The organism is Planomicrobium okeanokoites (genome assembly GCF_003428875.1).
GTDB lineage: Bacteria > Bacillota > Bacilli > Bacillales_A > Planococcaceae > Planococcus > Planococcus okeanokoites.
On record NZ_QQRS01000001.1, the window covers coordinates 393,062 to 405,680 of the forward strand.

The 12,619-nt window shown below is 45.9% G+C and carries 11 protein-coding genes; 6 read left to right on the forward strand and 5 right to left on the reverse strand.

What is annotated here, in order from left to right; all coding sequences use genetic code 11:
* Nucleotides 1-35 precede the first annotated feature (35 nt).
* From acnA to D2910_RS02035, 3 genes are all read left to right on the forward strand, one after another.
* Nucleotides 36-2,750 carry an aconitate hydratase AcnA gene (gene acnA, locus D2910_RS02025; RefSeq protein WP_117312226.1) on the forward strand — a complete coding sequence of 905 codons (2,715 nt, stop codon included), beginning with the start codon at nt 36-38 and terminating at the stop codon, nt 2,748-2,750.
* 541 nt (nt 2,751-3,291) lie between these two features.
* Nucleotides 3,292-3,732, forward strand: coding sequence for an acyl-CoA thioesterase (locus D2910_RS02030; protein ID WP_084245948.1), 441 nt, complete (start codon nt 3,292-3,294; stop codon nt 3,730-3,732).
* Nucleotides 3,716-4,018: a hypothetical protein gene (locus D2910_RS02035; RefSeq protein WP_117312227.1), complete on the forward strand. Its 303-nt coding sequence runs from the start codon at nt 3,716-3,718 to the stop codon at nt 4,016-4,018. The genes D2910_RS02030 and D2910_RS02035 overlap by 17 nt, the downstream gene beginning before the upstream one ends.
* Nucleotides 4,019-4,065: 47 nt before the next feature.
* Here the strand turns inward: D2910_RS02035 and D2910_RS02040 are convergent, their stop codons facing one another.
* A complete protein-coding gene (locus D2910_RS02040) occupies nt 4,066-4,350 on the reverse strand; it encodes a HesB/YadR/YfhF family protein (protein WP_117312228.1) in 285 nt (94 codons plus the stop codon).
* A 27-nt stretch (nt 4,351-4,377) separates the two neighbouring features.
* A complete protein-coding gene (gene plsY, locus D2910_RS02045; RefSeq protein ID WP_117312229.1) occupies nt 4,378-4,971 on the reverse strand; it encodes a glycerol-3-phosphate 1-O-acyltransferase PlsY in 594 nt (197 codons plus the stop codon).
* A 135-nt stretch (nt 4,972-5,106) separates the two neighbouring features.
* Here plsY and D2910_RS02050 point away from each other — a divergent pair, with 135 nt between their 5' ends.
* The 3 genes from D2910_RS02050 (at nt 5,107) to parC (ending at nt 10,032) form a co-directional block, all read left to right on the forward strand.
* On the forward strand, nt 5,107-5,514 hold the full coding sequence (locus tag D2910_RS02050; RefSeq protein ID WP_372868970.1) for a CoA-binding protein: 408 nt from the start codon (nt 5,107-5,109) through the stop codon (nt 5,512-5,514).
* A 118-nt stretch (nt 5,515-5,632) separates the two neighbouring features.
* Nucleotides 5,633-7,609, forward strand: coding sequence for a DNA topoisomerase IV subunit B (gene parE / locus D2910_RS02055; RefSeq protein ID WP_084245940.1), 1,977 nt, complete (start codon nt 5,633-5,635; stop codon nt 7,607-7,609).
* Nucleotides 7,606-10,032, forward strand: coding sequence for a DNA topoisomerase IV subunit A (gene parC / locus D2910_RS02060; protein WP_117312230.1), 2,427 nt, complete (start codon nt 7,606-7,608; stop codon nt 10,030-10,032). Before parE ends, parC begins: the two co-directional genes overlap by 4 nt.
* Nucleotides 10,033-10,185: 153 nt before the next feature.
* On the opposite strand, the gene D2910_RS02065 is transcribed toward parC, so the two are convergent.
* The 3 genes from D2910_RS02065 to D2910_RS02075 form a co-directional block, all read right to left on the reverse strand.
* On the reverse strand, nt 10,186-11,472 hold the full coding sequence (locus D2910_RS02065; RefSeq protein ID WP_117312231.1) for an NAD(P)-binding domain-containing protein: 1,287 nt from the start codon (nt 11,470-11,472) through the stop codon (nt 10,186-10,188).
* A gap of 57 nt (nt 11,473-11,529) precedes the next feature.
* On the reverse strand, nt 11,530-11,850 hold the full coding sequence (locus tag D2910_RS02070; RefSeq protein WP_117312232.1) for an ArsR/SmtB family transcription factor: 321 nt from the start codon (nt 11,848-11,850) through the stop codon (nt 11,530-11,532).
* A gap of 209 nt (nt 11,851-12,059) precedes the next feature.
* Nucleotides 12,060-12,536, reverse strand: a complete 477-nt coding sequence (locus D2910_RS02075) for a DUF948 domain-containing protein (RefSeq protein WP_117312233.1) — start codon at nt 12,534-12,536, stop codon at nt 12,060-12,062.
* Nucleotides 12,537-12,619 lie beyond the last annotated feature (83 nt).

The window sequence follows — 12,619 nt, forward strand, 5'->3', positions numbered from 1 at the left end:
AAGCCTTTTCAGAAGATTCAAAGGAGGAACACGACATGGCAAAAAGCAGTTTGCACAACAGCCGCACTTCTTTTGAGCTAAATGGTAAAACGTATAATTATTACCGTCTGGCTGCACTTGAAGAAGCAGGAATCGCGAAAGTATCACGCCTTCCTTACTCAGTAAAAGTTCTATTGGAATCCGTATTGCGCCAGCATGACGGATATGTGATCAAAGATGAGCACGTTGAAGAATTGGCGAAATGGGGCAAAAATGCCAATAAAGAAGCAGAAGTTCCATTCAAGCCTTCCCGCGTAATTTTGCAGGATTTCACGGGTGTACCAGTAGTCGTCGACTTGGCAGCGTTGCGTTCAGCAATGTCCAAACTTGGTGGAGATCCAGATAAGATCAACCCTGAAATTCCGGTTGACCTTGTAATTGACCACTCCGTACAAGTAGATAACTATGGTTCCCAAGACGCGCTTCGCATCAACATGGAACTGGAATTCGACCGCAACGCTGAGCGTTACCAATTCCTTAACTGGGCTCAAAAAGCTTACGATAATTACCGCGCAGTTCCACCTGCTACAGGTATCGTTCACCAAGTTAACCTTGAGTATCTGGCGAATGTTGTTCATGCAGTTGAAAACGCTGATGGAACATTCGAAGCTTTCCCTGATACATTGGTGGGAACTGACTCCCACACGACAATGATCAACGGAATCGGCGTTCTTGGATGGGGAGTCGGCGGCATCGAGGCGGAAGCCGGTATGCTTGGACAACCTTCTTATTTCCCGATTCCTGAAGTTATCGGTGTGAAAATGACTGGAGAATTGCCAAACGGTGCTACTGCAACTGATTTGGCGCTTAAAGTCACTGAAACATTGCGTAAAAAAGGTGTTGTAGGTAAATTCGTCGAGTTCTTCGGCACAGGTGTAACAACATTGCCGCTTGCTGACCGCGCGACAATTGCCAACATGGCTCCAGAATACGGCGCTACTTGCGGATTCTTCCCGGTAGATGAAGAAGCATTGAACTATATGCGTCTGACTGCCCGCACAGAAGAGCAAATCGCCATCACGAAAGAATACTTAAAAGCGAACGATATGTTCTTCACTGTTGAAAATGAAGACCCGATCTACACGGATCTTGTTGAAATCAACCTTTCTGAAATTGAACCAAACCTTGCAGGACCAAAACGTCCACAGGATTTGATTCCGTTGTCTCAAATGAAAACAGAATTCAACAAAGCTGTAACAGCGCCTGAAGGGCCGCATGGCTTTGCGCTTGATGAAGCTGAAATCGCCAAGACAGCAACTGTAAACTTCAAGGACGGGCGTTCCGTTGAAATGAAGACCGGTTCTTTGGCAATTGCAGCCATTACATCTTGTACAAATACATCAAACCCATACGTAATGCTTGGTGCGGGACTTGTAGCGAAAAAAGCGGTTGAAAGAGGCTTGACTCCACCTGCTTACGTGAAAACTTCCCTTGCACCAGGTTCTAAAGTAGTTACTGGCTACTTGCAGGATTCCGGTTTACTGGATTACATGAACCAAATCGGCTTCAACCTTGTAGGTTACGGCTGTACGACATGTATCGGTAACTCTGGTCCATTGCTTCCGGAAATCGAAGATGCGATTTTGGACAATGACTTGCTTGTTTCTTCAGTACTTTCCGGTAACCGTAACTTTGAAGGACGCATCCACCCGTTGGTAAAAGCGAACTACCTTGCATCACCAATGCTGGTTGTTGCTTATGCTCTTGCTGGAACAGTGGATATCGATTTCGAAGTGGATCCAATCGGACAGGACCAAGATGGAAATGATGTCTTCTTTAAAGATATCTGGCCATCAACAAGCGAAATCAAGGAAGCTGTGCATAACACAGTTACACCTGAATTGTTCCGTAAAGAATACGAGCACGTATTCAGCGAGAACGAAGCATGGAACGCAATTGAAACAAATGACGATGCGCTTTATGATTTCGACGACAATTCAACTTATATCCAAAACCCGCCGTTCTTCGAAAACATGTCGACAGAACCAGCTCCGATCCAGCCATTGGCTGACTTACGCGTTGTTGCGAAATTTGCTGACTCGATTACAACTGACCACATCTCACCAGCCGGTGCGATCGGTAAAGATACTCCTGCAGGCAAGTACTTGCGTGAAAACGGTGTTGAACCCCGCAACTTTAACTCTTATGGTTCCCGTCGCGGTAACCACGAAGTTATGATGCGCGGAACATTCGCCAACATCCGTATCCGTAACCAGGTAGCTCCAGGCACGACTGGCGGTTACACTACTTACTGGCCAACGGGTGAAACGATGGCTATCTATGATGCAGCCATGAAATACCAGGAACAAGGCACTGGCCTTGCTATCTTGACTGGCAAAGACTACGGCATGGGCTCTTCCCGTGACTGGGCAGCAAAAGGTACCTTCCTATTAGGCATCAAAACTGTCATCGCGGAAAGCTATGAGCGTATCCACCGTTCGAACCTTGTCATGATGGGCGTTCTGCCGCTTCAATTCCTGAACGGCCAAAACGCAGATTCACTGGGTCTTACTGGCCGCGAATCAATTTCAGTCAACTTGACGGATGATGTGAAACCACGCGACATCCTGAAAGTAACTGCAACTGCTGAAGACGGCAAAGTGACTGAGTTCGATGTCCTTGCACGTTTCGATTCTGAAGTTGAAGTAGATTACTACCGCCACGGTGGTATCCTGCAAATGGTGCTTCGCAACAAATTGCTTGAAGTATAATTTCTGAATAAAATGAAACAAACAAAAGGCTGCCCTCGGGCAGCCTTTTTATATACGCTGAATTATAGAAATGACATTTATATACCGCTTTGGCGCTATGGACCGGGTTCACACAATAAGCCGAGAAGAACACTCGTCTTATTGCTCCACCCAGTCCTGAGCCGCGCCTTTGCTTAGGTCCGCTTTTAGAGTTGAAGTGAAGCAGCAAAGAATCCCTACAGTCTCAGCATAGCGTTGAGCACCCACTCGGACGAAGGTCCGAGTTAGCATATGGAAACGAAACAACTTCAGTACGAGAAGGGTTTCTAAGATATGGAGCAAAGCAGCGAAGACTCCCAGGGGATTAGAAACAGAGTTGGGTATCCAACTCTGTTTCGAGCGAAGTGCTGAGATCCACTCGGACGAAGGGAACCGAGTCCGAGTTAGCTCAGCGCAAGCCCCCAGGAAAGCGAAGCTGTTTTGCAGAATATCGTTTTACAAATCTCTTTCTCTTAGAATTTCAATAACAATTTCTGTATACTGACATAGAGGTGAAACTGGAATGCATATCAGTGAAAAAGAAATAGAAATCCGCTATGCGGAAACAGACCAGATGGGTGTCGTTTATCATGCGAACTATATCATCTGGCTCGAGATTGGCCGCACAAAGCTGATTGAAGATGTAGGTTTTACATACGCGGAAATGGAAAAACAGGGTTATCTGTCACCTGTGACCGACATTTCGATTCAGTATAAAGCAGCGATGCGCTACGGCCAGAAAGCGACCGTCCGTACATGGGTTGAAGAACACGGCCGCCTGCGAACCACATATGGCTACGAAATCCTGCACGAAGACGGCACACTGGCAGCAAAAGCCACATCTGAACATGTAGTGGTAAAGAAAGATAGTTTCCGTCCCGTTTCTTTGCAGAAAATCTATCCTGAATGGCATGAAAAATATGAAGAAATTAAAAAGAGGGAAGAGCATGGCATTCGGAATTAAAAGGGCGGAGTTAAACCTCTGGAAGCAGGAAGTTGACGCAGGGAACATCGCGTTTTTGACTCATTATTGGGTAGATGATCGATTTCCGGGGTGCAGCACGGTTACGAAAGTGGGCTGCAGCGACCTTGAGAAGTTGAAATTATGGGGTAGGCGATATGGCCTGCAACCCGAATGGCTGGATCTTCGGGGAAATTATCCGCATTTCGATCTTTTTGGAGACCTTCAGAAATCCATTTTGAAAGCGGAAAATCTTTTGGAGCAACTGGAACGCCTGGAGAAAAAATAGAAGAGCCGGAATGGAAGAATTATTCTTCCGTTCCGGCTTTTTAATCTTTATTCGTATGAGTAATCCAATTCCTGAAGATCGTCATTTACGCTTACAGTCAAATCGTGTCCGTCGAAATACCAGAGATCATTCTGTTCAATGAAATAAAGTACGTCGTCTTTTTCAACTTCAGCGGCAGCCTCATTTGGCTGATCTTTCGTGATACCAAGCGAAAAGCCTGGCTGGAGTCCGGAGCCGCCATATCGTACAAAAAATCGAACGGTCTCTCCGGGTGAGACTTCCATTTCATCATGGAACCATTTGAAAGCATCATCACTGATTTTAATGTCCATCAAGCACACGTCCTTTCGGCTTTAGGGTCACATAAACTTGATTTTTGGCTCTGTGCCTGCCCGGATACGAGCGATATTGGCCCGGTGGCGATAGAAGATGAATGCCGCCAAAACCAAAATCACGGCGAGGAAAGGATAATCTCCTGTATTAACAGCATAAATGATGGCGTAAATTACAGCAACTACAGCGAGTATCATGGAAGACAATGAAACCATTTTCGTAATTTTCAGCGCGATCAGCAGCACAGCAACAGCTACAATGAATAATGGCCATTGATAGCCGAGCAGAATGCCCCCGGAAGTTGCCACGGCTTTCCCGCCTTTAAATTTGGCGAATACCGGATACATATGTCCCACAACCGCAATCAGTCCGAATACAAGTGGATGGATGTTCGTATCGATATACAATGGTATAAGCGTAGCGGCAGTCCCTTTTAAAATATCAAGTACAGTGACGATCAGGCCGGCAGTTGAACCCAGGACCCGGAATGTATTGGTTGCGCCAAGGTTGCCGCTGCCTTTGGTACGGACATCGGTATTGTAGAAAATTTTGCCGATCCATAATGCGGAAGGGATCGAACCAAGTAAATAAGCCAATAAAACGGGTAGCAATATTTCCATTGTAGACTCCTTTTAATCTCTCTATTTGGTATTCTAAGTTTAACACGCGAAAAGATCTTAAAACAATCCTTGCAGGATTTTTATGAAACAGCGAGAATATCATGTATGATAGAATAAAAAGGACAGGTGATTCTCTTGAATAATCCAAGCAGAGAAGAAATCAAAGAAGTTTTGGATAATGCCAAAACCATCGCTGTCGTCGGCTTGAGTCCGAATCCGAACAGAACATCCTATATGGTTTCTGAGGCGATGCAAAAAGCGGGCTATCGGATCATCCCGGTCAACCCGGTTGCCGATGAAGTGTTGGGTGAGAAAAGTTATGCGTCCCTGAAGGACGTCCCTGAGCCAGTGGACATCGTCAATGTTTTCAGACGCAGTGAGTTTTTAGAAGAGCTGGCTGAAGAATTTACCGAAATCGATTGCCCTGTTTTTTGGACGCAATTAAATGTAGTGGATGACAAAGTATTTAAACGGTTACAAGAAGAAGGCTATACGGTCATTATGGACCGCTGCATCAAAGTCGAACACGCCATCCTTAAATAAGCGGTTAAAGGAAAAGGGCGCCTGGCGCTCTTTTTCTATGGTTATTGACAGATGCCCGACTTATCGATACGATTAAAAGATAGAGATATGCGAACAGATGTTTGTTGGAGGGAATTAGATGGCTAAAACGAAGAATACGGCATATAACGAAGAAGCGATCCAGGTACTCGAAGGCTTGGATGCCGTCAGAAAACGGCCTGGTATGTATATCGGTTCGACGGATACACGGGGCCTTCACCATTTGGTCTATGAAATCGTCGATAACTCGGTAGATGAAGCTTTAGCTGGTTTTGGCGACAAAATCAGCGTTACCATACACGAAGATAACAGCATCAGCGTACGGGATTATGGGCGTGGCATGCCGACTGGCATGCACCGCAGCGGGAAACCGACGCCTGAAGTCATCTTGACTGTCCTTCATGCTGGCGGGAAATTCGGACAGGGCGGCTATAAAACAAGCGGCGGCCTGCACGGCGTAGGTGCTTCGGTTGTAAACGCATTATCCGAGTACCTGGAAGTAACGATTCACAGGGACGGCAAGAAATACCGCCAGCGATTCGAAAATGGCGGAAAGCCAGCAACGACGCTTGAAGAGATCGGCTCCACAAAGGAAAGCGGAACGAATATCCATTTCCGTCCGGATCCTTCAATTTTTTCAGCCACTAAATATAATTATGAAACCTTGAGCGAACGCCTGCGTGAGTCTGCATTTTTATTAAAAGGCCTGAAAATCGAATTGACTGATAAACGAAGTGAAGAGGAACAGTACGAAGAGTTTTTCTTTGAAACGGGCATCGAAGCATTTGTTGAATATTTGAACGAAGAAAAAGATACTTTGCACAAGGTCGCCTATATCGAAGGCAAGCAGGAGGAACTGGAAGTCGAGTTTTCATTCCAGTTCAACGATGGCTATTCTGAAACGATCCTGTCGTTCGTCAATAACGTCCGCACACGTGACGGCGGTACACATGAAACCGGCGCTAAAGCGGCGATGACACGCGTATTCAATGATTACGCACGCAAAATCAACCTCTTGAAAGATAAAGATAAAAATCTGGAAGGTTCCGATATCCGGGAAGGGATAGCGGCGATTGTTTCTGTCCGGATTCCGGAAGCGCTTTTGCAATTTGAAGGGCAGACAAAAAGTAAACTTGGTACAAGCGAAGCACGCAGTATCGTTGATGCTGTCGTGTCACAGAAGTTGATGTATTTCCTGGAGGAGAATGCTGACCTCAGTGCATCTCTGGTGCGCAAAGCGATCCGTGCGTCACAGGCAAGATTAGCTGCCCGTAAAGCGCGTGAAGATGCGCGGAACGGCAAAAAACGCAAGAAGTCCGATATGTTATTATCCGGCAAACTGACACCCGCGCAATCGCGGAACGCCGCTAAAAACGAATTGTATCTGGTGGAAGGTGACTCTGCCGGAGGATCCGCCAAACAAGGGCGTGACCGCACATTCCAGGCCATTTTGCCTCTTCGGGGTAAAGTCGTCAACACGGAAAAAGCGAAGCTTGAGGAAATTATGAAAAACGAAGAAATCTCGACGATCATCCACGCAATCGGCGGAGGGGTGTCATCGGATTTCTCGATCGATGACATCGCCTACAATAAAGTCATCATCATGACGGATGCCGATACGGACGGAGCGCATATCCAGGTATTGCTTTTGACGTTCTTCTACCGGTATATGAAGCCGCTGATTGAAGCGGGCAAAGTGTTTATCGCGCTGCCACCGCTTTACAAGGTTTCCAAAGGGATCGGCAAAAAAGAAGTCGTCGATTATGCCTGGACCGAAGCGGACCTTGAGGCGTCCACGAAAAAAGTCGGCAAAGGCTATATGCTCCAGCGTTATAAAGGTCTCGGCGAGATGAATGCCGACCAATTGTGGGAAACAACGATGAATCCGGATACCCGCACATTGATCCGGGTGACGATTGAAGACGGAGCACGAGCAGAACGCCGCATTACGACGTTGATGGGCGATAAAGTTGAACCAAGAAGAAAGTGGATAGAGAATAACGTCGACTTTGGAATGGAAGAAGACAGCAATATTCTGGAGAACGACCTGATCCACGCTGAGGAGGAACTCGTATGACGCAAATCGAACGTTATCAGGATCTGCCATTAGAAGAAGTCATCGGCGATCGGTTTGGGCGTTACAGTAAATACATTATCCAGGACCGCGCATTGCCGGATGCCCGTGACGGGCTGAAACCCGTTCAGCGCCGGATTCTTTACGCCATGTATCACGAAGGCAACACCAATGAGAAAGCATTCCGTAAATCCGCGAAAACGGTCGGTAACGTAATCGGGAATTATCACCCTCACGGTGACAGTTCAGTCTACGAGGCCATGGTCCGTTTAAGCCAGGACTGGAAAATTCGCCATATGCTCGTGGAAATGCACGGTAATAATGGTTCCATGGACGGCGATTCACCAGCTGCCATGCGTTATACTGAAGCGCGCCTCTCTGCGATTTCAGGTGAATTGCTTCGCGATATCGACAAACGGACTGTTGAATTCATTCCGAACTTCGATGATTCCGATATGGAACCGACTGTATTGCCAGCGCGTTTTCCTAATTTACTGGTAAACGGCTCGACCGGTATCTCTGCCGGTTACGCAACCGATATACCGCCACATGCCTTGCACGAAGTGCTGGATGCTGTTCTCATGCGGATGGATAATCCGGAGGCAACTGTTGATGAATTGATGAAAGTCATCAAAGGGCCGGATTTCCCAACAGGCGGAATCATCCAAGGCGTAGATGGAATCAAAAAAGCATATGAAACCGGCAAAGGAAAAATCATCGTCCGTTCCAAAGCGGCTATTGAACCATTGAAGGGTGGCAAGGAACAGATCGTCATCACTGAAATTCCATTCGAAGTCAATAAAGCGACCATGATCAAAAAAATTGATGACCAGCGCTTTGACCGCAAACTCGACGGGATTTCAGAAGTGCGTGATGAATCCGACAGAAGCGGCCTGCGCATCGTCATCGAATTGAAGAAAGACGTCCAGGCTGCAGGAATCCTTAATTATCTCTATAAGAATACGGATCTGCAGGTGAGCTATAACTTCAATATGGTCGCCATCTACAAACGGCGCCCGACGATGATGACTTTGCAGACTCTGCTTGATGCCTATATTGCGCACCAAAAAGAGATTGTCACAAAACGCTCAGAGTTCGATCTGCATAAGGCAAAAGACCGCATGCATATTGTCGAAGGTCTGATGAAAGCTTTGTCCATTCTGGATAAAGTCATCAAAACCATCCGCGCATCCAAAGACAAACGGGATGCAAAGAACAATTTGATCGAGTCATTTTCATTTTCCGAAGCGCAAGCTGAAGCCATTGTATCTTTGCAGCTTTACAGACTGACCAATACGGATATTACGGAGCTGCAGAAAGAGGAAGCATCGCTTAAGAAATTGATCGAAGAATTGACGGGCATTTTGACAAGCGCCACCAAATTGAAAAATGTCATCAAAAAAGAACTTGCCGGTGTGCGCAAACAATTCGCAGAACCGCGCCGCTCAGTTATCGAAGATAAGATCGAGGAAATTACAATCACCCGTGAAGTCATGATTCCAAGTGAAGAAGTGGTAGTTACTGTGACGAAAGAGGGCTATGTGAAACGGACGAGCACCAGATCACACGCCGCTTCCAATGGACGTGATTTCGCTATGAAGGAATCCGATCATCTGCTGTTTGAAGGAAACCTGAATACCCAGCACACCATCCTGATCTTTACGACAAAAGGGAATTTCGTCTACCAGCCAATCAATGAATTGCCTGATATCAAATGGAAAGATCTTGGTCAGCATTTATCCAGTATTGTCCAATTGGAATCCGATGAATCAGTACTTGCGGTATATCCGTTTGAGAACTTTGACGCGGATGCAAGCATACTTACAGTATCGAAACTTGGCCAAGTAAAACGGTCAGCATTGAAGGACTATCAGGTCCAGCGTTATTCACGGGCAATCAAAACGATGAATCTGAAAAAAGATGATTCAATGATCTACGCAGCTTTGGTTACGAAAGAAACCGAACTGTTCATAGGCACAAACCATGCTTATGGCGTTCGTTTCCCTCTGGATGAAGTTCCATTGACTGGACTCCGTACAGGCGGGGTGAAAGGGGTAAACCTTAAAGACAAAGACTTTGCCGTGTCTGCGGTTCTTCTGGATCCAGATGTCAGACAGGATCTTGTTGTTGTAACGCAGCGGGGAGCAGCCAAAAAGATGCGCAGCACAGAATTCGAAACAGGCAGCCGAGCAAAACGCGGAGTCGTCATGCTGCGTGAATTGAAATCGAATCCGCATCGTGTCATTGCAGTACATGGTGTGACAGGCAATGAAGAGATCATTTTGGAAACAACGAAAAATATTCGACTGACATTACCAGCGGCGAACCTTAAACCGGTAGACCGTTATTCCAACGGTTCATTTGTCCTGGACGAGACTTCTGACGGAAAAGTGCAGGATGTTTATCTGGTACCTAATAAAGAATAAGAAAATGCGGAAGCGTCTCCCTCTAAGGGAGGCGTTTTTTCTATGAGTTCTGCTGAAATATAATATAAGTAAATACTAATGTTATAATATTTTTATTATGTAAACTTATAAAAGGAGAAAAAGACTCCTTTTCAGGAGCCTTCTTCATGTAATTCAGCAGCACACTGAATCGGCATTATTAAGAATATTAAAAGCAGAAGGGCGGGAACTGCAGACGCCAGTTTCCGGCAATGACAGCTCTACTCTTTCCGAAGCTTCTATATCTCCAGTAAGGTAGGCGATAATAGACCTCACTTGTTCGTAGCCAGTAGCCAACAGGAAAGTGGGAGCCCGGCCATAGCTTTTCGCCCCGACAATATAAAAATCCTTTTCTGGCTGCCGCAATTCTTTTTCACCATGTGGTCTGACTGTACCGCAGCTATGGATATTCGGATCGATAAGCGGTGCGATGGCCGGGACACTTTCAAGAGAAGCGTCGGATTTATACCGAATTTCGCGCAAAAAAGAGAAATCTGGCCGGGACCCTGTATTGGCAATGATTTCATCGAATGGTCCAAGGATTCTTTGATTTTCTTCCTGAATAATTGTCAGATGCAATTGATTGAACGCATTCCGGGAGACTTGACTGATAAAACTTTCTTCTTCAATGTTAAGCACTCCAGCTGTCACACTCTGTTTCATTTTACTGCCAAGTTCCCCTCTGGCTGCCAGTTGATCTGTATCGCCTCCGCCAAACAATGAGTTTTGGATTTTACTGCGCAATAGCCAGGTAATCTGAGTGCCGGGATATTCTTTTTTCAATTCAAGCAAATCGAGTACCGAGTTAAATGCCGAATGTCCGCTCCCGACGACTGCCACATTCTTTCCGGCAAAAACGGTCCGGTCATTATCCAAAATGTCCGGCAGGCGGGTATGGATGGAATCGTCAGACGATGAAAATCCACCGGAGATCAACGGATTCGGCTGCTGCCAGGTTCCTGTCGCGTCGATGACTGCTTTAGCTTCAAAGTGCAAATATTGTCCTGAATTCTCCACGGTAACCTGAAACGGCATAGCTTCGCGGCCTTGATCCCGCATTTTATCCAAGCCGCGCTTCTGGATATGGTGTACACGGCTGTTCAGATGTATAAAAGGTGCGAGTTCCGGCAACTGTCCCAATGGCTGCAGATACTCCTCTGCAATTTCCGAAGCAAAAGGCAGCGTGTCTGAATCCGGCAGGGCAAAGCCATTCTTCAATAGCAGTTCCTTGGCAGCAGCATCCATGTTATAGCGCCATGCAGAGAACAGTTTCGCATGGCCATAATCGAGAAAATTCGTACCTAAACTTGAACCGGATTCAAAAAGGACGAAATTTTCTCCTCTGACCGCCAGCTGGGCGGCGGCTGCCAAACCGACTGGTCCGCCGCCGATAATCGCTACCGGTAAATCGCTCTTTTTCATTTTCAACACTCCTTAATCAAATTATTTTGATTTATTAAGTAAAATAGTATCCATCCTTTAACAGGATGGAGTGATGACGTTGCAAATCTGATTTGAAATCAAGCGGTTCATCTCTTTCTGATTGATTGAATAGAAGCTCCAGGTGCCTTTGGTTTCTTTATTCAGTAAGCGCGCGTTCAATAAAATCTTCAGATGATAAGACAGTTTCGACTGGGGAAGATCCAATACTTCTGTCAGATCGCAGACACAAGCGGAATTCTTCCGGCAAATCGTATTTAGGATTTCGAGGCGTTTTGGATCAGCCAACGCCTTATATTGGAGAGCGAGGTTTTCAAAAGCGTCTTTTTCAGTTTCAGCTGAAAGAGGTCTGACATTCATAAAGCGATCATCCTTCCGATTGGATCAAAATTATTTGATGAATTGATTATATATCCATTCGGTTTGCAGCGCAACGAATAAATCAAAAATATTTGATTTATTTATTGTATGCTCACTGATCCAGAAGGGGGAAGAGTCGGCTTTAAATACATGGCCAGCTTTTGACAAGAAAAAAAAGCAACCTTATAAGGGTTGCTTTTAGGGGAAGTTCAGCGTACTTTCCCGAAATATAATGTATCGTAATTTTCATGTTCAGCATCCGGATTGATCGTCTGCAGGTCCTGAGGCAGATGGATGATGCTGTCTGCAGTGTTTGTCAAACGTTTCACCTGGCGCTTGTTCTTCGGATCATGTTCAGAGCGTGTTACGATTCTGTCCGTTATGGCTCGCACAGCCGCGTTCATATCAACCACAGAATTAACAGTACCTTTCGCAGCATCGACAAGGACGCTGACTTTTTCTGATTTCACAGCAATTTCCTCTTTCAGTTCGGTTGTTGTGTGGGTGAGGTTGGAAACCTCCAAATTCAGACCGTCGACGCGTTCTTTCAGATTATCTGTTGAACCTTTTATCTTTTTCATTGGTTCTTTCATGCCTTTGATGAACAATACTACTCCGATGATTGCAATAATCAGTCCCACCACGAGAATTCCGAGCGCAATCCACCACCAAATTGTTGAGTCCATTAATATTCCTCCTCTAATATGTTCGCGTATTGTTCATTCTATACCCCTAATTCCCGCCGAATTAACATAAATGACCTTTTCGA

Excerpts from the sequence above, each read along its gene's own strand:
- acnA (WP_117312226.1), top strand. The coding sequence starts at position 36 with ATGGCAAAAAGCAGTTTGCACAACAGCCGCACTTCTTTTGAGCTAAAT.
- D2910_RS02030 (WP_084245948.1), top strand. The coding sequence starts at position 3,292 with ATGCATATCAGTGAAAAAGAAATAGAAATCCGCTATGCGGAAACAGAC.
- D2910_RS02035 (WP_117312227.1), top strand. The coding sequence starts at position 3,716 with ATGGCATTCGGAATTAAAAGGGCGGAGTTAAACCTCTGGAAGCAGGAA.
- D2910_RS02040 (WP_117312228.1), bottom strand. The coding sequence starts at position 4,350 with ATGGACATTAAAATCAGTGATGATGCTTTCAAATGGTTCCATGATGAA.
- plsY (WP_117312229.1), bottom strand. The coding sequence starts at position 4,971 with ATGGAAATATTGCTACCCGTTTTATTGGCTTATTTACTTGGTTCGATC.
- parE (WP_084245940.1), top strand. The coding sequence starts at position 5,633 with ATGGCTAAAACGAAGAATACGGCATATAACGAAGAAGCGATCCAGGTA.
- parC (WP_117312230.1), top strand. The coding sequence starts at position 7,606 with ATGACGCAAATCGAACGTTATCAGGATCTGCCATTAGAAGAAGTCATC.
- D2910_RS02065 (WP_117312231.1), bottom strand. The coding sequence starts at position 11,472 with ATGAAAAAGAGCGATTTACCGGTAGCGATTATCGGCGGCGGACCAGTC.
- D2910_RS02070 (WP_117312232.1), bottom strand. The coding sequence starts at position 11,850 with ATGAATGTCAGACCTCTTTCAGCTGAAACTGAAAAAGACGCTTTTGAA.
- D2910_RS02075 (WP_117312233.1), bottom strand. The coding sequence starts at position 12,536 with ATGGACTCAACAATTTGGTGGTGGATTGCGCTCGGAATTCTCGTGGTG.